This is a genomic window from Gordonia sp. NPDC003422, from assembly GCF_053588675.1.
The window spans coordinates 178,646-198,918 of record NZ_JBSFQL010000005.1; the positions used below are offsets into that span (position 1 = coordinate 178,646).

The following is a 20,273-nucleotide window of genomic DNA, read 5'->3' on the forward strand; positions in this document are numbered from 1 at the left end:
ACCGAGTTTCGAGGAGATCTGATGAGCGATTCGCTGACCCCTTTGCTGGAGAACAACCGCGAAGCCGTGGTTGCGGACCTGGTGGGGGTGATCGACGCGGAGGTCGCCGACCAGAAGGGTCTGTCCGGCGCCGCGGTCAAGACGGCATATGCCGCCGCGCAGAAGATCAAGCCGGGCGTCGTCTCCAACGCCACGAATCTGATGCTGCCCGATTTCCTGTCGGCACTGGCACCGTTCTGGGACAGCAAGCCCGACGGCGTCGCGTTCGGCGACCACCTGGTTGCCAACGACGACGCGGCTGCCGAAGCCCTACTGACGGTCACCGACGACCAGGCGGAGTCGGCGAAGCCCGCACTCGCCAAGGTCTATGGATCGCTACGGGGAAAGGGGAAAGGCCATGTCGTCGCGGCACTCCCACGGGTCGGTGCCGCGATCGAGCGTCACGCGGGTTGATATCCGCGTGAAACGCTATGCCGCCGAGGTGACGATGATGAGCAAGCCGACGACCACCGCGACGAGCGCGGCGAGCATCGACAGCACACGCCAAACGTGCACTCGTGCAGGCGAGTAGTCGGTACGTTGTGAAGGAGCGACCTGGGGAGAGGCCATGACCTGTCACCGCTTTCGGTTGTCCGGACAACGTGGGCCGGTGGTCCACATCACCGGGTTGGTACAGCAGTGATAAATGTGTCACATGTTGCGACGCTGAGCACAGCATGAGACGCGCGTGTCGCGGTAACGAAACCGCAACGCACTCATTACCGCTCCTTGAGGTGCGCCCTTCGATACGCTCGCAGGCTCGCTACTCAGGACCCGCGCAGCGAGCCTCGAAGGGCGGTCACTCATGAAGCAGCGAACCATCGGCGGCATGGACCTGCGCTCTGCGTGGCTCATCCTGATCGCCTGCGCCGCGGTGAGTATGGTCGTCGCGGCCATGGCGGCGCTCAACACCGCGCTTCCCCAGATCGCGATTCACACCGGCGCCGACGCCGGGCAGATGACCTGGATCATCGACGGCTACACACTGGTTCTCGCTGCGCTGCTGCTACCGGCGGGCGCGATCGGCGACAGATTCGGAAGACGCGGAGTGCTCATCGTCGGTCTGGTCCTGTTCGCCATCGCGTCGCTGGTGGCCATCTGGGTCTCCGGCCCCAATCAGCTCATCGCGACCCGGTGCTTTGCCGGCGGCGCGGCGGCGCTCATCATGCCGACGACGCTCTCGTTGATCACCTCGGGTGTGCCGCGAGAACGACGTCCCATCGCGATCAGCATCTGGGCCGCGGTCGCCGGTGCCGGCGCGATCGCCGGCTTCCTCGTCACCGGCCTCCTCCTCGAGTTCTTTTCGTGGCGTTCGATTTTCATCGCCTTCGCGATCTCGGCCGCCGCAATGGCGTTGCTGTGCCTCACAATTGGGACGTCGAAGGACCGCGACCCCGGCAAGTTCGACTTCCCTGGCACCATCACCTCGATCCTCGCGGTCACCGGCGTCGTGCTCGGACTACTCGAAGCGCCGCACCGCGGGTGGGATGACCCGCTGGTGTTGATCGCCCTCATCGGCGGTGTCGCCTTCGGCGCGGCGTTCTGCCTGATCGAACTCCGTCGCACCGACAAGCTTCTCGACGTTCGTCTGTTCACCAATCGCGCGTTCGGCGCCGGATCCCTCTCGGTTGCACTGCAGTTCTTCGCCTCCTTCGCGGTGTTCTACCTGTATCTGCAGCGGCTGCAGCTCATCTACGGATTCACGGCGTTGCAATCGGCGTTCGCCCTCATGCCGATGGTCGCCGGCACGGTCATCTTCGGTCTGCTCGGCAATTGGCTTGCGGTTCGGTTCCACTCACTTCGGTTCGTGTTGGCCAGTGGGATCTTGCTCGCCGGTGTCGGCCTGATCCTGCTCGGTGCCGTCGACTACGACACCTACTGGCAGTCGATCTGGATGATCTCGATCTGCGCGACCGGGATCGGCATCGCGACCGCACCGTCGACGACGGCCATCATGTCCAACACCCCGCTCGACAATCAGGGCATCGGGTCGGCGGTCAACGACACGGCTCGCGAGTTGGGTGCCGCGATCGGCATCGCACTCGCCGGCAGCATTCTGGCCGCGGGTTACACGTCTCGGATCGAACCGACAGCTGATCTCGCGCGCGAGCAGTTGACCGCGGCCGGTCAGCAGCGGATCGCCGCCGGTGATACGGCCGGCGGTCAGGCCCTCATCGACGCAGCCAACGAGGCGGCCGACCGGATATCGAAGTCGCTCGCCGAAGCCGTCGAGGTGATCGCCCGACTCCCCGCCGACGCTGCTCCCCTGGCGCAGCGGCTTGCGCAGGGCGCCCAGGGCGCCTTTGTGGCGCCGATGAACCAGGCGTGTGTGGTCCTCGGTTCGGTGCTCGTCGTCGGCTCCGCCGTCTTGTTCTGGTTCGCGCCGCGACGCGTGATCGAGGCAAACCCGGTGCCTTCGGACATCGAGACCAGCTCCGACGACGACGATGCCGCACCGTCGACTGCCGACGAACACGCTCTCGAATGACCCCGGCGTACCCTGTGCACGGTGCTGACCACCGATAGCATCGCCGGCTCGGTGGTCGCCATCGCAGTCCTGGTGGTGGTCATCGTCGTGACCGTCAGCGTGCGACGCGTCCCGCCCGCGGTGGTCGCCGTTCCCCTGGCGGGCCTTGTCCTCGTGCTGGGCCTGACGACGATGTCCGCCGCCGCCGACGAACTCACGTTCATGGCACCCACCATCGCGTTTCTCGCGGCGATGTTCGTGGTCGCCGACGTCTGCGCGCGGACAGGTGTGTTCACCTGGGTGGGGCACGTCTTGGCCCGACGCAGCCGGGGGTCGCCGACACGCCTCCTCGGCATCGTGTTCGTGGCGGCCGCCGTCACCACCGCGGTCCTGTCCCTCGACACCACCATCGTGTTGCTCACTCCGGTCGCGGTGCTGACCGCGCGTCGGGTGGGAGCACGAGTCGCACCCGTCGGGTACGCGAGCAATCATCTCGCCAACACCGCGTCGACCTTGTTCCCGGTGTCCAACCTCACCAACCTGCTCGCCTTCTCGGCGACCGGGCTCGGGTTCCTGGAGTTCACCGGACTGATGGCGGCACCGTGGATCGTGGCAATCCTGGTGGAATACCTGATCTTTCGGTGGTTCTTCGCGGGTCAGCTCGACGTGCCGGTCGTGCATCGTCGCGATGACGCGGACGACGTAGCGCCCACCCCGTTGTTCTCGCTGATCTCGTTGGGAGCGCTGCTGGCCGCGTTCGTGGTGGCCGAGCCGGTCGGGCTGCCGCTCTACGCGGTCGCGTGGATCGGTGCAGCGGTGATGCTCGTCGAATCGATGCGTCGTGCACCCGTCGCGGCGTTGCGATCGGCCGCGCGATCGATCAACATCCCGTTCCTCGCCTTCGTCGCCGCACTCGGCATCATCATCCTGCCGGTACGCGAGGGAGCGGTCGGCGATGCGGTCGCCGATCTCATTCCGAGCGGAACCGGACTGCTCACGCTGCTCGGTGTGGCCGTCCTCGCCGCCGTGCTCGCGAATCTGCTCAACAACCTGCCCGCGACTCTCCTTCTGGTGCCGCTGGTCGCCGACCGCCCGGGCGTGGTCCTCGCCGTGCTGCTCGGCGTCAACATCGGCCCGAACCTCGCCTACTTCGGTTCACTGGCAAACCTGTTGTGGCGCGACATCATGCACCGCCACACCGGCTCCCCGACGTCGCGCCAGTACCTGACGCTCGGTCTGTTGACAGTTCCGGCAACACTTCTCACCGCCGTGGTCGCGCTGTGGGTAGGGCTGTCGCTCACCTGATCGAGTAATCATCGGCTGCCCGAGGTGCGACGAGCGCTGTCCTCCCATCCGCTGCCTGAGGTGCGACGAGCGCTGTCCTCCCATACGCTGCCTGAGGTGCGACGAGCGCTAGCGAGGAGCCTCGAAGGCCTGGTGAGACGACAATGTCCTCCCACCAAGGGCTTCGAGGCTCGCAGGCTCGCACCTCAGCCAGCGGAGGGGGATTCGCGGAAGGGGTTTCCCGACGCCTCAGGGAGCGGAAAAGGCGACGGAGAGAGGATTCAACGGATCAGACCGAAGCGGTGGGTTTCTCGGCAGCCGCAGCGGCGTTCTTGGCCCAGCGGTAGTCGGCCTTGCCGGCCGGTGTGCGTTTGACCTCGTCGACGAACACGATGGTGCGCGGAACCTTGTATCCGGCAAGGGTCTCCCGACAGTGCTGCTGAATCTCGTCGAGCGACGGCTCGACCGCTCCCTCGGCGACGCGGGCCACCGCGGCCACTCGCTGCCCGTACTTCTCGTCGGGCACCGGCACCACCAAGGCGTCGGCGATCGCCGGGTGCGCGTGCAGCGTCGCCTCGACCTCCTCGGCGTACACCTTCTCGCCGCCGGTGTTGATGCATTGCGATCCACGTCCGAGGAAGACGATGCTGCCGTCGGCCTCGACGGTCCCCATGTCGCCGAGGATGGAGATCCGACGACCGTCGGGCAGCGTCGGGAACGTCTTGGCGGACTTCTCCTCGTCCTTGTAGTACCCGAGCGGGACGTTGCCGATCCGGGCGATGTACCCGACATCGCCGGAGCCCGCCTCGATCTTGTTGAGCCGATCGTCGACGACCATCATCTTCTCGGTCGGCGGCACCTTCAGGTTGCCGTTGTCGTCCATCATGATCTCGCCGTCGTTGCCCGACTCGGAGGCACCAAAGTTGTCCCGCAACACCAGATCCGGTTTGACTGCCAGCATCCGATCCCGCACATGCTGCGACCAGATGGCGCCACCGGAGGTGATGGAGAACATCGACGACAGATCGACCTCGCCCTTGGTTCGCTCCATCTCCTCGACGAGCGGCATACCCATGGCATCGCCGACGATCAGCACGATGTTGACCTTCTCCTTCTCCACCTCCCCGACGATGGCCGCGGGATCGAAGTCGCGCTGGATCACCAGCCGGCCACCGAGCGTGAAGAAGGTGAACAACGAGTACGACGCCGCGCCGTGCATCAACGGCGCCGCCAACAGGAAGGCGATGGAACCGAAGTCCTTGACCGCAGAACCCAATTCGGCCAGATCCTTACGTGCCTCGCCATACGGGTTACCGCCCGAGAGCGGCTTGCGGAAGAAGTCGTCGTGCTGCCACATCACACCCTTCGGGTATCCGGTGGTGCCTCCGGTGTAGAGCAAGTAGAGCTCTTCGCCGGTGCGTGGTTCGAAATCTCGCTCGGCAGGCTTGGACTCGTAGTCCCCGAACGACACGATCTGCACGGTTCGGCCGTCCGGCAACGACGCTGCTGCGCTGCGCAATTCATCGGCGACGTCGCCGATGACGAACACGACGCGCACGGTCGGGACGTCGGGGAGCAACTCCGCGACGCTGCGCTGGTGCTCGGGCAGTTCGACGATGATGGCGCGTGAGTCGGAGTTGTCGAAGATGTATTGGAGCTCGGTGTTGGTGTAGCGGTAGTTGATGTTCACCGGGACCGCGCGCACCTTGAGCAGACCGAGCAGACTCGTCACATGTTCGACGCTGTTCTTCAGGAAGAGGGCGACGTTGTCGAAGGCCCCGATTCCCGCGTCGGAGAACAGGTGTGCGACCTGATTGGCCAGACCGTCGAGCTCGGCGTAGCTGATCTGACGACCCTGATAGCTGAGAGCAATCCGCTCGGGTACCGAATCGGCCACCGTCTCGAAGACATCGGCGAGGTTGAACTTCATCGTGCGCACTCCTTGTTGACCGTCGGGCTGTCAAATGTCATGTGGTCACTTGTCATGTGGTGAGGACCAATCCGGATGTGGGAACACCGGTTCCGGCGGTGACGACGACGCGCTCGGCATTCGCCACCTGGTTCACGGAGGTTCCGCGCAACTGGCGGACTGCTTCGGCGATCCCGTTCATGCCGTGGATGTAGGCCTCACCGAGCTGGCCGCCGTGGGTGTTGAGCGGGAGCCGACCACCCACTTCCAGCGCACCCGGTTCGCGAACGAAATCCTTGGCCTCCCCGCGACCGCAGAATCCCAACTCCTCCAACTGCATCAGTGTGTAGGGGGTGAAGTGGTCGTAGAGGATCGCGAGGTCCATGTCGTCGGGTCCCAGGCCCGACTGCGCCCACAATTGCCTTCCTACCAAGCCCATCTCCGGGAGTCCGGCCAGCTGGTCGCGGTAGTAGCTGGTCATGATGAACTGATCGTCGGCGCTTCCGGCCGCCGCGCCGGCGATGACCGCCGGCGGATGAGGCAGATCCCGGGCTCGCTCGACCGATACGACGACCATTGCCACTCCACCGTCGGATTCTTGGCAGCAGTCCAGCAGGTGCAGCGGATCGGCGATGTAGCGCGAGTTCTGGTGATCGTCGATGGTGATCGGTTTGCCGTAGAAGAAGGCGTTGGGATTGACCGCGGCGTGTTTGCGGTCGACCACCGCCACCTGACCGAAATCCGCACTGGTGGCGCCGAAGTCGTGCATGTAGCGCTGCGCCACCATCGCGACGAAGGCAGCCGGCGTGGACAGTCCATGCGGATAGCTGAAGGCGTTGTCGGTGCCCGACGAATTTTCCTGATTGGCGACCGCACTGTTGACCTGACCGAACCGCAGACCCGAACGCTCATTGAATGCGCGATAGGCAACCACGACGTCGGCCACCCCGGTGGCCACGGCCATCGCGGCCTGCTGCACCGTCGCGCAGGCCGCGCCGCCGCCGTAGTGGATGCGCGAGAAGTAGGTCATCTCACGGATACCCAGCGCCCGCGCCACCGCGATCTCGGCGTTGGTGTCCATGGTGAAGCTCACCAGGCCGTCGACGTCGGCGGCAGTGAGACCCGCGTCGGCGATCGCCGCCGACACGGCCTCGGCGGCGAGCCGGAGTTCGCTGCGCCCGGAGTCCTTGGAGAATTCTGTTGCCCCGATACCTGCGATGGCGGCCTTACCCGACAGTGAACCCATCAGTTCTCTTCCCCCAGTTCGACTGTCACCGTGGAGATGACGTGCTTGCCGAGTGAGTTGGTGCCCGTGACCGCCACCGTGACCAGGCGGCCGTCGACCTCGGTGACCTCGCCGGTGAAGGTCACCGAATCGTAGGCATACCACGGGACTCCGAGTTTGAGTGCGATGGAACGGATTCGGGCCGACGGTCCCGCCCAGTCGGTGACGAACCGCTCAACCAAGCCGGTGTCGGTGAGGATGTTGACGAAGATGTCCTTGGACCCCTTGGCCTGCGCGAGGTCCCGGTCGTGGTGGACGTCCTGGAAGTCACGGGTCGCCAGCGCGGTTGCGACGACGAATGTCGGCGTTGCGTCGATGATCAGGGGCGGGAGGGTGTCGGAGACCTGCACAGGTTGTGGCGCAAGACTTGTCATCGTGATCCGTCCGTCGTGGCGGGCCGCCAGGCATGCAGAGTCCAGGCCGGTTGCCCGACGGCATCGTCGGCGGGGAAGTCGAGGAAGATCGCCTCCACCGGCATTCCGATCCGCACCTGAGCGGGGTCGACATCGCGCAGTTCCCCGAGCATCCGTACCCCTTCGGCCAGTTCGACCAACGCGACGACGAACGGCAACTCGCGGCCCGGAACTTTGGGTGCCCGGTGGACGACGTAGCTGTACACGGTTCCGGCGCCCGAGGCGACGACGTAGTCGGTGGGTGGCACGGTCCCGTCGTCGAGCCGCGGCTTCCACGTCGCGGGGATCGGCGGGTGTCGCAGTGTCCCGTCGCCGGTCTGCTGGATGCGCAGTTCGTGTGCGGCGACACCCTCCCAGAAGAAGGCAGTGTCGCGAGAGACGCTGGGCTTGAGCATCTTTGCCGGATCGAGGTCGTCCGGGACCTCAGTCGTGGGCGCCTCGGCGACTTGCTCCGACTTCACCGGCGGTCGGAACTTCAGGATGCGGAATCGCATTTCCGCGACCACCTCGTCGGCCACCGACCACACGTTGCGCGTGGTGAAGAACCACCCCTCGCCAAGTGCGGTGTTCTTGGGGCCCACCACCTCCAGCAACTCCGCGGACAGACTCACTTCTTCGCCCGGGCGCGTGTAGCGGTGGTAGGTGGTGTCGCAGTTGGTCGCGACCACCGACGTGTATCCCGCGTCGTCGAACAGCTCCGACGCTCGGCCGAGCGGATCGTCGGCGGTCCGGACGCCGTGCAGGCCGCGCATCGTCCAGACCTGCGCCATCGCGGGTGGTGCGACGATACCGGGATGCCCGGCGGCGATAGCGGCGGATTCGTCTGTGTAGATGGGGTTCTCGTCGCCCATCGCCTCGACCCAGTTGTTGATCATGGGCTGGTTGATGGGATCGCGACCGCGCACCGGCGCGCTCGCACCGTCGTCGATGATGGTCTGGGCGGCAGAACGGATCGTGTCGGCGTTCATGCTGCAATCCTCTCCACTGCCACCTCGGCTTGAGGCGCCATGAGCGCCAGCGAGGAGCCTTCCTCCGCCGCCTGAGGTGCGAGGAGCGCTAGCCGCCGGGCTGAGGAGCCCGTGCGAGGTACGAGCATGGAGCGTCTCGAAGTCGACGCGCCTCGAAGGCCTGGTGAGGTCATCTCGCCAAGCCCTTCGAGGCTCTCGGCTAGCGCCTCGAGCACCTCAGGGAGCGGTTGGGGGCTCTCAGAGAACGGTAGGGTGCGCTCCGCCAGCGCTCCTCGCACCTCAGGGAGCGGGTGGAGACTCGGCGGATTGGAGAGCGGAAGAAGGCTCATCGCTTGGCCCTCGGCAATCCGAGTCCGGCGGTGGCGATCATGTCGCGCATCACCTCGTTGACACCGCCACCGAAGGTGATGACCACGTGGCGTTTCTGCTGCACGTCGAGCCAGTCGACCAGGGCCGCTGTGTCGGGGTCGGTGAAATCGCCGTAGCGGCCGATGATCTCGTTGATCATGCGGCAGATCACCTGCAGGCGTTCGGTGGAGAACACCTTGGTGGCCGCGGCGTCGGCCATCGAGATGGCTTCGCCGGTGGAGGCGACCTGCCAATTCAGCAGTTCGTTGATGCGGGCGTACGCGTCGATCTGGGCAAGTGCGCGACGAACATCCGGGTGCTTGGCGATGACGGTGCCGTCGGGGCCCGGCCGCTGCGCCCAGGCCCGCACGCGAGCGGCGAGTCCGTCGATACGTCCGGCCGGTCCGAGCATCACGCGCTCGTGGTTGAGCTGCGTGGTGATCAGCTTCCAACCGCCACCCTCGTCACCGACCCGCATCGACACCGGAACCCGCACGTCGTTGTAGTAGGTCGCGTTGACGTGATGTGCACCGTCGGCAGTGATGATCGGGGTCCAGCTGAAGCCCGGATCCTTGGTGTCGACGATGAGGATCGAGATGCCCTTGTGTTTGGGCGCTTCCTTGTCGATGCGGACGGCCAGCCAGATGTAGTCGGCGTCATGTCCGCCGGTGGTGAAGATCTTCTGGCCGTTGACCACGTAATGGTCGCCGTCGAGGACTGCGCTGGTGGTCAGCGACGCGAGGTCGGTGCCGGCCTCGGGTTCGGTGTAGCCGATCGCGAAGTGCACTTCGCCGGCCAGGATCTGCGGCAGGAACCGACGCTTCTGCTCGTCGGTGCCGTGCTCTTGCAGCGTGGGCCCGACGGTCTGCAGCGTCACCGCGGGCAGTGGAACATCCGCGCGCACCGCCTCGTTGGTGAAGATCTGCTGCTCGATCTCACCGAAACCCTTGCCGCCGTACTCCTTCGGCCATCCGACACCGAGCCAGCCGTCGGCTCCCATTCGGCGGATGACCTCGCGGTAGGTGGGTCCGTGCCGTTCGGTGAGCATCACCTGGGCTTCGTCGGGCTTCACCAGATCGGCGAAATAGGAACGTAATTCGGCACGCAGTGCGCGTTGTTCGGGGGTCAGGTCAATGAACATCGGCCACCTCCTCGGTCGCGACGTCACGTACATCGGCGAGTTCGTCGAGTCGTGCTGCGGCGCCGCCGGTCAATCGCGCCAGGTCTTTGGCGATGGAGAAGTAGCGGTGCAGCGGATAGGTGATGTCGACACCGATTCCGCCGTGCAGGTGGGTCATCGTGCGCATCGTCGCCGGCACCTCCTCGGCCACCCAGTAGCTCCCGATCGCGAGATCGTCTGCCGCACTGAGTCCTTCGTCGAGTCGCCAGGCCGCGGAGGTGGTGGGCAGATCGAGCGAACGCCCGATCACGTAGATGTCGGCGAGTTGCTGCCCGACCGCTTGGAACAGCGCGATCGGCTTGCCGAACTGCTCGCGCGTGGAGACGTGATCGGCAGTCAGACGGGTGGCACCAGCCACGAGACCGTCCGCGTAGGCGCAGAGCGCGAGGCGATGATGATCGCGCAACACCCCGAGGTCACGGGTGACGATGTCGGCGTCGTCGACCGCGACATCGTCGAAGACGACGGTGTATTCGCCCCAGCCGCTCGACGACGTGGTGCGGGTGATGGTGACGCCGTCGGCATCGGCGGGCACCACGACCACGCCGGCATCGCTGGCCACCAGCAGCACAGCGGCACCCTCGGCATGCAGCACGCCGGTCTTGGTGCCGTTGAGACGGCCGCCGCGGACGGAGGTGTGCGAGGTCGCGGTCAGGTTGTCGCCCTGTTCACCGATCGCGACCGCCGCCCACGAGCCGCCGGTCAGCGCCTCCGGCCACCGCTGCCAGGCGTTCGCGCCGGAGCGCGCGAACACCAGCGCGGCGGTGAGGGTGCCCAGCAGGGGAACCACGGCGGCACTCTGTCCGGCGCGGCGCAGCAAGGGCAGCAGACCCAAAACGCCGATCTCGTCACCGTCGAGGTCCGCGGGCAGCGGCAGGGCCAGGAGTCCGGCGTCAACAAGCGCCCGCCACAGTTCGTCGTCGAATGGGTGAGAGCCGAACGTGGACTCCCAATCCGGTTGCCTCCGCGCGAAGACGTCGTCGGCGACGTCGCGGATCGCGATCGCCGAGTCGTCGAGGGCAAAATCCACCGGTGATGCCTCCCTTGAAACGAGCAGGAATTAGAACCTGTTCTAGTTGTATCAGACTAGCGCGTTGATTCGAGATTGTGGGGCCGTATCTGCGGTTTCTCCGACGGCCCGCGTTCAGCCCCGAGGCAGACCGAGAATGCGTTCGGCAGCCGCGGTCCGCAGGATCTGGGTGGTGCCGCCGGCGATCGACAGGCACCGATTCTGCAGCAGCAGGTCGGAGGCGTCGGTGGCCGCAAGCGCCTCGTCGCCGAGAAGTCGCAACGCCAGCTCGGGGACCGCCTGGCGGTGCGCAACGCCGATCAGTTTGCGCACGCTCGACAGCGCGCCGGGGTCATGGCCGGCGAGCCGTTCGGTGACGGCGCGGGCGTCGAGCACTCGGCCGACGTGGGCGTCGGCCACCATCTCACCCACCGCGGCCAGGTCACCGTCGGTGAGGTCTCGATCGGCGACCTGCGCGAGCAGCGATTCCATCTCCTTGCCCAGGCCGGATCCGCCCATCGCGACGCGCTCGTTGGCCAGCGTCGTGCGGGCCAACCGCCAGCCGCCGTTGACCTCGCCGACCACGCAGTCGTCGGGCACCACCACGTCGTCGAGGAACACCTCGTTGAAGTTGGCGCGGCCGGTGAGTTCCCGCAGTGGCCGGATGTCGATGCCGGGGGTGGACATGTCGACCAGGAAGTACGTGATGCCCTTGTGTTTGGGGGCGTCGGAGTCGGTGCGCGCCAGGCAGATCCCCCACTGAGCGTTGTGGGCCTGCGACGTCCAGATCTTTTGTCCGGTCAATCGCCACCCCCCGTCCACCCTTTCGGCACGCGTACGCAGCGCCGCCAGATCCGACCCCGCCTCCGGTTCGCTGAACAGCTGACACCACACGATGTCGCCGGCCAAGGTCGGCCCGACGAAACGGTCGCGCTGTTGGCTGGTGCCGTGTTCGAGAATGGTGGGGATCGCCCAGCCCGCGATGACCAGGTCCGGGCGATCCACTTCGGCGTTCTCGAACTCGGCGTCGATCAGCAACTGCAGTGCGGCGTCGGCTCCCAGCCCGAACGGCGGTGGCCAGTGTGGTGTGAGGTAGCCCGATTCGGCGAGCAGTCGTCGCTGGTCGTCGGGGTCGGCGGCCGCGATGTCGGCCACCGCCGACCGCACCTCGTCGCGCCGGTGTTCCACCGCGGAAAGGTCGAGCGCAAACCGGCGACGGTCGCCGGCGAGGCCACGAACCGCAAGCTGCTGCTGTTGTCGCACCCCGTGACCGAGGGCCACCTGGGCGGCGATGGCCGACCGCAGGTACAGGTGCGCATCGTGCTCGAAGGTGAACCCGATCCCGCCGAGAATCTGGACGCAGTCCTTGGCGTTGGCGACTGACGCCTGCGCAACGATGGCGTCGGCGGCCAGTCTGCTGACGGCGAGTTGCCGGAATCCCTCGTCGTCTCCGCTCAACGCGACGTCGACCGCACCGGCCAGGTCCCATGCGACGGCAGTGATCTGTTCGCTGCGGCACAGCATCTCGGCGCAGATGTGTTTGATCGCCTGGAACGATCCGATTGCCACACCGAATTGGGTGCGCGTCTTTGCGTACTCGACGGCCGTCGTCAGACACCATCGTGCGACGCCGCTCTGGTACGCGGCGAGCGCCGCCGACAGCACACCATCTACCAGGTCTGCGTCGTGCAGTCCGACGACGTCGGATGCAGTGAGCCCGCTGATACGCACCCGAGATACCGACGCGGCGCCGTCCACCGGGTTCTGCGGGATGACCTCGGCGATTCCGATGCCCGACGGGATCACCCACCACCCGCTTCGGCCGGCGACGTCGAGCGGCGTCAGCACCACGCAACCGTCGACAAAGCCGGCGACCAACCCGAGGTCGAGCTCGCCATCGGCGAGTTCGGGCGCCGCACTCCCCGAGAAGGCCGACACCGGGGTGACGGCCGCACGTCGACCGGACACCAGCTCATCGACGATGGCCGCCGACCGCGGATCAGAACTCCGACTCAGCGCGATCGAGGCTGCGATGGTCGGCACGAGCGGCCCCGGAACCAGGCTGGTCCCGCACTGTTCGAGCATCGCCGCCACGTCGGCGAACTGGGCGCCGAGCCCACCGCGGTCCTCGGCAACCGCCGCGCCGAACACCCCGAATTCGGCGAGTTGTGGCATGAGATCGGCCCATTGATCGCGGGGTTTGTCGAGGTCGGACCGGACGCGCTCGGTCACGTCGACCCGCTGCGCCCAGTCGGCGATCGCGTGACAGACAGCCTTCTGTTCTTCGGACGTGGCGATAATCACGGTGATTCCTTGTGAATGTCGAGTTGTGACGAATAAATAGAACCTGTTCTAATATGCCATGAGTGGATGTAGATTCGGTACCCAGCGAATCAGCGTTCATCTGACTTCGAATACGTGAGGATGTCCGAGAGCACATGGCCCGTTCTGCACCTGGCAATGCCGCGATCGACGCTCCCGACGGGGCAGCGCCGGCGCCCGCGGCCGGAACCGAGGCGGGTTCCACCGCGCAGCGTGAGCGGCGCCGCCGCATCCTCGACGCGACCCTGGCCCTCGCCTCCAAGGGCGGCTACGACGCCGTCCAGATGCGCACCGTCGCCGACAAGGCCGACGTCGCGGTCGGCACCCTCTACCGCTACTTCCCGTCGAAGGTCCATCTGCTGGTGACCGCGCTGGCGCGCGAGTTCGAACGCGTGGAGTCCAAGGTCGACCGCTCACAACTGCGCGGCGACAACGCGATCGAACGCCTGCGGCACGTACTGGACATGATCACCTTTGCGATGCAACGCGATCCACTGCTGACCGAGGCCATGACCCGCGCCTTCATGTTCGCCGACGCCTCCGCGACAGCGGAGGTCGATCAAGTCGCCGGCATCATCGACCGACTACTCGCCGGGGCGATCGTCGACGAAGGCGAGCCCTCCGACGAGGATCTCGCGATCGCGCGCGTGCTCTCGGATGTGTGGATGTCGAATCTGGTGCAATGGCTGACCCGTCGCGCGTCGGCCACCGACGTCACCAACCGACTCGAACTCACCGTGCGACTACTGCTCAAGGACCGGGTGAACTGATGGCGAAGACACGTCTCACCTGTCCGTGCGGCGAATCCATCCGCGGCGCCGACGAGGACGAACTCGTCGAGAAGGTGCGCGCACATCTCGCCGAAAACCACCCCGGCCACGACTATTCGCGCGACGAGATCCTGTTCATGGCCTTCTGAGCCACCGCTCAACCAGCAGCAGTCGGCCGCGGAACCATCAGCTCGAACATCGCCGACAGCGACGATGCCAGGTCTGCGTCGGGATCGGTGAGCCACAGCTCGTGTCCGGCCATCGAAGCTGCCATCGCCGCATGCGCCACTGCGACAGGGTAACGCGAATCCGGCCGCTCCCCGCGCCGATGAGCGACGAATTGCGCTATGGCGCTGCGCCATTGGCGGTAGACACCGTTGGCCTGTGCCTGCACCGCCGGCGCACGCAAGATCAGTTCAGCGCGGTGGCGAGCCCACTCGTCTTCGGCACGACCATGGTCGATGGATGAGATGAAGGCCCTGGCAACCACTTCCGACGGATCGTCGGCCGGATCGGATTCGGTCAGCAGGCGGCGGAACGCTGCCAGCTCGGCGTCGGTCTCCACCCAGACGACGTCGGCCTTGGCACTGAAATAGCGGAAGAAAGTTCGCCGACTGACGCCCACCGCCGCCGCGATGTCCTCGACGCTCGTCTCGTCGAATCCGTCCCGCAGGAAGAGTCGCTGAGCCGCTGCCGCGAGCTCATGGGCACTCGTCGACGACGGACGTCCACCTCTGTCCACCCCGTGCGCGGCGTCGGCGACCCGCGCCGCCATCTGCTCCGACATGCCCCCATCGTCGCACCTCAACCACCGAGCATGCGAACTTTGCCGGATCCCCTGGCGCCGGACGCAAAGTTGTGGCACGGCGTGTCATATCCCCGAATTGAGACCGGGGTCACACTCGCACGAGAGGACATCGACATGGGCAACATCGTCGCGTCGATGAATCCGTACGACAACGTCAGCACCACCCGGCTGTCCACGTCGGTGCACGATCGGATGTGCCGATTGGTGGTGGATTATCAGGACGATTCCGCCGAGCGCGAGATCGTCAGTCGCCGAGCCGATCCCGTCACCACACGCGTGGTGGCCGACGCGGTCGCGGTCACTCGCGCCACCCGTGACCGAGACGACATCCGACAAGGCAGCAGCGTGCGTGGCGCAATCGACCTGGCGATGGTGACCACGCAACTGTGCGCCATGCGCGGTGTCGGGGTGCCGGCAGTCGACACCGTCGATCCGCCACGCGATCTGCCGACGGATTACACCGGCTATTTCCTGGACGCGATGCTGGTGGCGCTGTCGGGACGAATCCACCTCGACGACACCGCTTTCTCGACGCCCGAGGCGATCCTCGTCGAGATCTGGCAGGACCATTTCCTCCTTTCGCCGGCGGCGGCCGAGCCCGGTTGAAGAGCCGTCGAGGCGGATTCGCCGCTGACCCGGCGAAGCCCGGCTGCTCAACCTCGCGGTGTCCGGAAGCCGCTGCGACGTAAGCCCAAACAACTCGACACAGAACCCGACCTGCTCGTCGCTTCGTCGGGCGGCGGGTTTGCGATCACCTCGCGATCGGAGCGGGCCAAGACCCGGGGACAGGGCCGCGGATCGGGTGTGCCCGGCACCGCCGACGAGGCCGGCGAACGCGACGGCGACCTGCAGGCGCCGGTAGCCGACGAACAAGCGCGCCTACGGACCCGGCTGATCGCGCGGAAACTCGCTCTGGCGCAGGTTGTTCCGAGTCGTCGGGCACCGCGATCGGCCACCGGAACACTGATGACCCGCCGCTGGCGTGGCGTCTCCGACGAGATCGACCTCGACCGCACACTCGAGGCGGTTGCGGCAACCCCACTTCCCACCGACGACGACATCCTTGTCCGCGAACGCGTGCGAAGGCGACGATCTATCGTCCTCGTCGTCGACATCTCCGGTTCGACGCGCGGTGAGCAGGTCCGCACCGCCGCGGCGACCGCGGGTGCGCTCGCCGGTGAGCTGAGCCGAGACAGGCTGGCGGTCATCGCCTTCTGGTCTGACGCCGCGGTCATCTCCCCCATGGGCGAGGCGGTGTCACCCGATCACGTGGTCGATGCCCTCCTCACCTTGCCGACGCAGGGCCTCACGAACGTCGAGTTCGCGTTGTCGGTGGCGGCCGACGAACTCCGCGGTGTACTACCCAGCGAGGGACGCGTACTACTCCTCAGCGACTGCGTGCACAACGCAGGCCCAGACCCGCGCACCGTCGCCACGACCCTGCCGAGACTCGATGTTCTCCTGGATGTTTCCGGCGAGCACGACCTCGACCTGGGCAGTGACCTCGCGTCGGCGGGGCACGGACGATGCCTACCGGTGCGGAATCACCACGACGTCGCGCCGGCGTTGCGCCGGATCTTCGCTGGTTGACCCGAGCCTGAAACCTCCCACCGATTTCCGCCCTCACCGACGCTGTCTTTGCCTATATGGCAACGACGCACCTGGCCCGTGCGGAAATCCGGGGTGGATTTGCGAAGGGGTTCGACTCTCAGCGCAGGTCGGCAGCGATCATCGGCCAGGTGGTGTGCAGATCGTGCTCCCAGTACGCCCACGAGTGAGTTCCGTTGGGACGCAGCAGCACCTTGTTCGGGATGCGCAGCTTCTTCAGACGCGCGGCCATCTGGCGGGTGCAGTCGTTGACGGCAGCCTCGATGATTCCGCCGAGGATCATCTGGTTGGCGAGCGTGATGACGTCGCCGTTCACCAGCGGCGCGTCGGTGCGGTCGTACTGTCCGGGAAGTCCACTGCCGCTGGTCATGTAGACCTTTGTTCCGCGTAGCTTGGCGGCGTTGATGTAGGGGTCGTTGTCGCGCCAGCCGCGCGAGGCCGGGGTGCCCCACATGTTGTTGAGGTTGCCTTGGCCGCGGTCGGCCACAACCATGCGAATGTAGGCCTGCCCCAACGGATCACTGGTCCGGGCACACCCACTGTAGGCGGCGACGGAACGGTACAGCTTCGGTGCGGCGATCGCGAGGTTGAGCACCGAGGTACCCGCCATCGAGATACCGGCGATCGAGTTGACCTTGGTGGTCTTGAATTCCTTGTCGATCAGCGGCGGCAATTCCTTGGTCAGGAACGTCGTCCATTTGTTGCGGCCGAGAACCGGGTCGTCGCGCTGCCAGTCTGTGTAGTACGAGAAGGCACCGCCGATCGGGGTCACCACATTCACGTTCTTGTCGGCGAAGAACTGCACATAACTGGTCTTGGCCGCCCAGGTCGCCGAGTCCTCACCTCCGCCCGCGCCGTTGAGCAGATACAGCGTCGGACTCGGCTTCTTCTGATTCTTCGGCCGCAGCACGTTGACCGGAATCAGCTTGCGCATGGCCGCCGAGTACACGATGACCGTGGCCTGCTGGGGGCCGTCATGGATGACGGTGTCGATGCGCGGGACCCTGGGATCGGGGTCCGGCGCTGCTCCGGCGATACCGACACACACGCCGGCCGCAGCACCAGCCACTGCCACCACGGCTATCGCTCGCGTCATCCATCGATTGCGCACCAGAAACCCCTTTAGTCCCATTAGTCACATCCGTAACAGACTATCCAGAGCGTATCGGGTTTCCAACTCGGAGAAACCGACGTTAGACAGTTGTGACCGGGCCGTGGTGTCGCTGCAGGGTCAGACGCGATGGATCGCGGTGCATCAGGCATCCAATCGCTCTGCAGACGAGCACCCGCAAAGGTTGCAGTTTGACGCGGCATCCGCGTCAAACTGCAACTTCTTGGTGAGCGCGTCCATCCGGTCGCCGGATGCGAGGTGCCGGCCGCGCATTTCCCCAGTTCACAGCACCGGTTACCGCTTTGGATCAGCGACCCACCCGCCGACCTCGTCGGCGATCATGGAAGCGGGAAGAGGGCCGTGAAGCGCGGCGCGGCGACGATGATCCACGAAAAGTAGGGGAAGAAACTCGTCCCCTATCCCTGGAGTCCTCCCCGCGAATTTTCTCGCGGACGACTCAACAAGCAGGGGCAGAAAGTAGGGGAAGAACCTTCCCTACTCTCCGTGGTCCGGTGGCTCGCCGACGTGGCCCGTTCACCTGCCCTTCGAGGCATCCCTCGGCTGGCGCCTCGGGCACCTCAGAGAGCGGTGGGGTGGTGGACGCTTATGTGCAGTTCAGAGCGCGAATCACCGAACTCTTCGGAGTCAGCGACCACTCCGAGTGTCGTCTATGCGGCCTCTGCCGACCAGGACTCGACGACCTACTCGATGTCCATGCTCGGCTGTCCTGCCATCAAGACAAAGATGAAAACGCCATAGGCGACAACACATGCAACACCGGCGGTGAACAACGCGCCTACCAGGCTTCGCGTACGCCGATACACGGTGACGGCGGCGATCACGGCCGCAACAGCCAGAATCGGAACGGACACAACGGCAGCGAGCGGCATGAAACGACACTACTCAGTCACAGATACATCGTGGCCAATGCGCGAACGCGTTCCACGACCGCCGCGCGCACGCTTTCTGGCGCACACACCTCGACATCGGCGGCGAAGGTCCACAGGGCGTTGACCGCATGCCGTTCTCCGACAAAACCCAAGGTCAGCTCGATACGACCATCCTCAACCGTGACCGGCGTTCCCTGTTCATCGGCGATCCCGCGCAGCACCTTCGCCGTCTGCTCCGAGCACCGCACCGTCACTCCGATGACGGTGAACCCGGCGCGAAACTCATCGCGCCGGCGTTGCCAGATCTCTTCGAGGTCGACGTCGTCGGACCGTCTGGCAGGCTCGTCGAGGATCTCGACGTCGGACATGCGCGACATCCGATACATGCGTTCGCTGCCCTCGACCTCGGCAACGAGATACCAGGTGTCGCCGGCGACGATCAGTCCCACCGGATCGAGGACGCGTTCGGCGGCGTGGTCGGCGCCGCGCCGGCGATACCGCACGCGGATGCGCCGACCGTCGAAGACCGCCTGCTGGACGGGCCCGAGTGCGTCGAGCTGTTGTGGTGGACGCACAAAACCCTCCGGCCGCACCAGGATTCGCTGTGCAGCACGCACCGCCGACGCCCGGAACTGTTCCGGCAGCGACGCGGCGACCTTGCGCATCGCCGACGCGAAGGCGGGCGAATCAATACGCCCACTGCCGGCGACCAGCGATCGGGCCTCGTCGAGGGTGAGCCCGGAGAGGTCGGTGCGGTAGCCCGGCAGAAGCGCAAACCCGCCATGCCGTCCACGTTCGGCGTAGACCGGCACGCCCGACAGCGACAGCGCATCGATGTCGCGCAGTACCGTCCGCTCCGATACCTCCAACTCGGCGGCGATCTGCGCGGCAGTCATCTGCGAGTGCGTTTTCAGCAGCATCAGGACCGCGAGTAGACGTTCGGCGCGCATGATTCACATTCTCCTCGAAATCATGACAGAAGGTGTCATGTATTGGCCGTTGACTGGTTCATGAGACAGCCACCAACCGAAGGAGAACGTCATGAACCGCCCCGCCGATCCCCGCCCCGTCTACGCCGCAGCCACCGCCTGGACCACCGGCATCATGCGCACGGTCACCGACGAACAACTGGGCAACCCGACGCCATGCACCGAATTCGACGTCCGCGCACTGTGCGCACATCTGATCGGAACCGCGCGTCGCGCCGAAGGCCTCGCCGCCGGCGCCGACATCTTCGCGATCAACCCTTACCCCGACATCTACGACGTGCAGACCTACGCCGACACCGTCGCCCACGCCATCGAGCTGTGGTCCGACGACGCCAGACTGTCCGCGATGGTCACCGTCCCGTGGGGCACCGTGCCGGGCGCGGGCGCGCTCTGGGGCTATGTGAACGAGACCCTGGTGCACGGGTGGGATCTGGCCGTCGCGATCGGGGCCGACGCCGAGGCCGGTCCCGCGATCGTCGCACCCGCACTAGCCGTCGCTCAGCAGTTCATCTCCGCCGACATTCGCGACGACGACGATGTGCCGTTCGGGCCGGTTGTCGAATCCCGACCGGATGCCGGGCTGACCGAGCAGCTCGCCAACTGGTCGGGGCGGGAATCGCGCAGCTGGGTCGGGGTGCGGGCGTGAGCTGAAGGTGTACCGCGAACAGCAGCACCGAGTAACTACCGCTCCCTGAGGTGCTCGAGGCGCTAGCCGAGAGCCTCGAAGGACCTGGTGAGACGCGTCGCCAGGGCCTTCGAGGCTCGTCGGTTTCGAGACGCGTCGGGTCGCTTCGCTCCCTCGTCGCTCCTCAACCCGGCGGCTTGCGCTCCTCGCACCTCAGGCAGCGGGAGGGTCGCGTTCGCTCGTCAGGC

Annotated in this window: 19 protein-coding genes and 1 pseudogene; 8 read left to right on the forward strand and 12 right to left on the reverse strand. The window is 66.0% G+C overall.

The window, feature by feature from the left end:
- Positions 1-21 precede the first annotated feature (21 nt).
- Complete coding sequence (locus ACWDTF_RS06705) at positions 22-453, forward strand: DUF6918 family protein (protein WP_355275025.1); 432 nt, start codon at positions 22-24, stop codon at positions 451-453.
- A 15-nt stretch (positions 454-468) separates the two neighbouring features.
- On the opposite strand, the gene ACWDTF_RS06710 is transcribed toward ACWDTF_RS06705, so the two are convergent.
- Complete coding sequence (locus ACWDTF_RS06710) at positions 469-609, reverse strand: hypothetical protein (protein WP_240861904.1); 141 nt, start codon at positions 607-609, stop codon at positions 469-471.
- A gap of 235 nt (positions 610-844) precedes the next feature.
- On the opposite strand from ACWDTF_RS06710, the gene ACWDTF_RS06715 reads away from it, so the two are divergent.
- Positions 845-2,527 carry an MFS transporter gene (locus ACWDTF_RS06715; protein WP_449754149.1) on the forward strand — a complete coding sequence of 561 codons (1,683 nt, stop codon included), beginning with the start codon at positions 845-847 and terminating at the stop codon, positions 2,525-2,527.
- A 21-nt stretch (positions 2,528-2,548) separates the two neighbouring features.
- On the forward strand, positions 2,549-3,811 hold the full coding sequence (locus ACWDTF_RS06720) for an ArsB/NhaD family transporter (RefSeq protein ID WP_355275029.1): 1,263 nt from the start codon (positions 2,549-2,551) through the stop codon (positions 3,809-3,811).
- A gap of 268 nt (positions 3,812-4,079) precedes the next feature.
- Here the strand turns inward: ACWDTF_RS06720 and ACWDTF_RS06725 are convergent, their stop codons facing one another.
- From ACWDTF_RS06725 to ACWDTF_RS06755, 7 genes are all read right to left on the reverse strand, one after another.
- The gene (locus ACWDTF_RS06725; protein ID WP_240861899.1) at positions 4,080-5,720 is read right to left on the reverse strand and encodes an AMP-binding protein; all 1,641 of its coding nucleotides are present in this window, start codon (positions 5,718-5,720) and stop codon (positions 4,080-4,082) included.
- Between the two features lie 52 nt (positions 5,721-5,772).
- Positions 5,773-6,945, reverse strand: a complete 1,173-nt coding sequence (locus tag ACWDTF_RS06730; RefSeq protein ID WP_449754150.1) for a lipid-transfer protein — start codon at positions 6,943-6,945, stop codon at positions 5,773-5,775.
- Positions 6,945-7,358, reverse strand: coding sequence for a MaoC family dehydratase (locus tag ACWDTF_RS06735; RefSeq protein ID WP_240861896.1), 414 nt, complete (start codon positions 7,356-7,358; stop codon positions 6,945-6,947). Before ACWDTF_RS06735 ends, ACWDTF_RS06730 begins: the two co-directional genes overlap by 1 nt.
- Positions 7,355-8,365: a bifunctional MaoC family dehydratase N-terminal/OB-fold nucleic acid binding domain-containing protein gene (locus tag ACWDTF_RS06740; RefSeq protein ID WP_449754151.1), complete on the reverse strand. Its 1,011-nt coding sequence runs from the start codon at positions 8,363-8,365 to the stop codon at positions 7,355-7,357. The genes ACWDTF_RS06735 and ACWDTF_RS06740 overlap by 4 nt, the downstream gene beginning before the upstream one ends.
- 325 nt (positions 8,366-8,690) lie before the next feature.
- Complete coding sequence (locus ACWDTF_RS06745) at positions 8,691-9,854, reverse strand: acyl-CoA dehydrogenase family protein (RefSeq protein WP_449754152.1); 1,164 nt, start codon at positions 9,852-9,854, stop codon at positions 8,691-8,693.
- Entirely contained in the window at positions 9,844-10,923 is a 1,080-nt protein-coding gene (locus ACWDTF_RS06750; RefSeq protein ID WP_449754153.1) for an acyl-CoA dehydrogenase family protein, read from the reverse strand. Before ACWDTF_RS06750 ends, ACWDTF_RS06745 begins: the two co-directional genes overlap by 11 nt.
- A gap of 114 nt (positions 10,924-11,037) precedes the next feature.
- Positions 11,038-13,206, reverse strand: a complete 2,169-nt coding sequence (locus ACWDTF_RS06755; protein WP_240861888.1) for an acyl-CoA dehydrogenase — start codon at positions 13,204-13,206, stop codon at positions 11,038-11,040.
- Between the two features lie 134 nt (positions 13,207-13,340).
- Here ACWDTF_RS06755 and kstR point away from each other — a divergent pair, with 134 nt between their 5' ends.
- A complete protein-coding gene (gene kstR / locus ACWDTF_RS06760) occupies positions 13,341-13,994 on the forward strand; it encodes a cholesterol catabolism transcriptional regulator KstR (protein ID WP_433257942.1) in 654 nt (217 codons plus the stop codon).
- A complete protein-coding gene (locus ACWDTF_RS06765; protein WP_240861883.1) occupies positions 13,994-14,143 on the forward strand; it encodes a DUF1059 domain-containing protein in 150 nt (49 codons plus the stop codon). Before kstR ends, ACWDTF_RS06765 begins: the two co-directional genes overlap by 1 nt.
- Before the next feature lie 8 nt (positions 14,144-14,151).
- Here ACWDTF_RS06765 and ACWDTF_RS06770 read toward each other — a convergent pair whose 3' ends face one another.
- Positions 14,152-14,781 (reverse strand): acyl-CoA-like ligand-binding transcription factor, encoded by a 630-nt coding sequence (locus ACWDTF_RS06770; protein ID WP_240861881.1) that lies wholly within the window; start codon positions 14,779-14,781, stop codon positions 14,152-14,154.
- 144 nt (positions 14,782-14,925) lie between these two features.
- Between ACWDTF_RS06770 and ACWDTF_RS06775 the strand changes: the two are divergent.
- Together ACWDTF_RS06775 and ACWDTF_RS06780 are read left to right on the forward strand one after the other, a co-directional pair.
- A pseudogene (locus ACWDTF_RS06775) lies at positions 14,926-15,408 on the forward strand (AAA family ATPase); the annotation flags it as partial.
- Between the two features lie 24 nt (positions 15,409-15,432).
- Entirely contained in the window at positions 15,433-16,392 is a 960-nt protein-coding gene (locus ACWDTF_RS06780) for a vWA domain-containing protein (RefSeq protein ID WP_449754167.1), read from the forward strand.
- A 118-nt stretch (positions 16,393-16,510) separates the two neighbouring features.
- Here ACWDTF_RS06780 and ACWDTF_RS06785 read toward each other — a convergent pair whose 3' ends face one another.
- The 3 genes from ACWDTF_RS06785 to ACWDTF_RS06795 form a co-directional block, all read right to left on the reverse strand.
- Positions 16,511-17,506 carry an alpha/beta hydrolase gene (locus ACWDTF_RS06785; protein ID WP_355275045.1) on the reverse strand — a complete coding sequence of 332 codons (996 nt, stop codon included), beginning with the start codon at positions 17,504-17,506 and terminating at the stop codon, positions 16,511-16,513.
- 716 nt (positions 17,507-18,222) lie between these two features.
- Positions 18,223-18,411, reverse strand: a complete 189-nt coding sequence (locus ACWDTF_RS06790; RefSeq protein WP_240862298.1) for a hypothetical protein — start codon at positions 18,409-18,411, stop codon at positions 18,223-18,225.
- A 17-nt stretch (positions 18,412-18,428) separates the two neighbouring features.
- A complete protein-coding gene (locus ACWDTF_RS06795; RefSeq protein ID WP_355276799.1) occupies positions 18,429-19,361 on the reverse strand; it encodes a helix-turn-helix transcriptional regulator in 933 nt (310 codons plus the stop codon).
- Positions 19,362-19,452: 91 nt separating this feature from the next.
- On the opposite strand from ACWDTF_RS06795, the gene ACWDTF_RS06800 reads away from it, so the two are divergent.
- Positions 19,453-20,046, forward strand: coding sequence for a TIGR03086 family metal-binding protein (locus tag ACWDTF_RS06800; protein ID WP_240862302.1), 594 nt, complete (start codon positions 19,453-19,455; stop codon positions 20,044-20,046).
- Positions 20,047-20,273 lie beyond the last annotated feature (227 nt).

Bases quoted from the DNA above. Each gene is read 5' to 3' on its own strand.
- ACWDTF_RS06715 (WP_449754149.1), top strand. From the start codon at position 845: ATGAAGCAGCGAACCATCGGCGGCATGGACCTGCGCTCTGCGTGGCTC.
- ACWDTF_RS06795 (WP_355276799.1), bottom strand. From the start codon at position 19,361: ATGCGCGCCGAACGTCTACTCGCGGTCCTGATGCTGCTGAAAACGCAC.
- ACWDTF_RS06790 (WP_240862298.1), bottom strand. From the start codon at position 18,411: ATGCCGCTCGCTGCCGTTGTGTCCGTTCCGATTCTGGCTGTTGCGGCC.
- ACWDTF_RS06730 (WP_449754150.1), bottom strand. From the start codon at position 6,945: ATGGGTTCACTGTCGGGTAAGGCCGCCATCGCAGGTATCGGGGCAACA.
- ACWDTF_RS06745 (WP_449754152.1), bottom strand. From the start codon at position 9,854: ATGTTCATTGACCTGACCCCCGAACAACGCGCACTGCGTGCCGAATTA.
- ACWDTF_RS06735 (WP_240861896.1), bottom strand. From the start codon at position 7,358: ATGACAAGTCTTGCGCCACAACCTGTGCAGGTCTCCGACACCCTCCCG.
- ACWDTF_RS06765 (WP_240861883.1), top strand. From the start codon at position 13,994: ATGGCGAAGACACGTCTCACCTGTCCGTGCGGCGAATCCATCCGCGGC.
- ACWDTF_RS06705 (WP_355275025.1), top strand. From the start codon at position 22: ATGAGCGATTCGCTGACCCCTTTGCTGGAGAACAACCGCGAAGCCGTG.
- ACWDTF_RS06725 (WP_240861899.1), bottom strand. From the start codon at position 5,720: ATGAAGTTCAACCTCGCCGATGTCTTCGAGACGGTGGCCGATTCGGTA.
- ACWDTF_RS06800 (WP_240862302.1), top strand. From the start codon at position 19,453: ATGAACCGCCCCGCCGATCCCCGCCCCGTCTACGCCGCAGCCACCGCC.
- ACWDTF_RS06770 (WP_240861881.1), bottom strand. From the start codon at position 14,781: ATGTCGGAGCAGATGGCGGCGCGGGTCGCCGACGCCGCGCACGGGGTG.
- ACWDTF_RS06740 (WP_449754151.1), bottom strand. From the start codon at position 8,365: ATGAACGCCGACACGATCCGTTCTGCCGCCCAGACCATCATCGACGAC.
- ACWDTF_RS06710 (WP_240861904.1), bottom strand. From the start codon at position 609: ATGGCCTCTCCCCAGGTCGCTCCTTCACAACGTACCGACTACTCGCCT.
- kstR (WP_433257942.1), top strand. From the start codon at position 13,341: ATGGCCCGTTCTGCACCTGGCAATGCCGCGATCGACGCTCCCGACGGG.
- ACWDTF_RS06785 (WP_355275045.1), bottom strand. From the start codon at position 17,506: ATGACGCGAGCGATAGCCGTGGTGGCAGTGGCTGGTGCTGCGGCCGGC.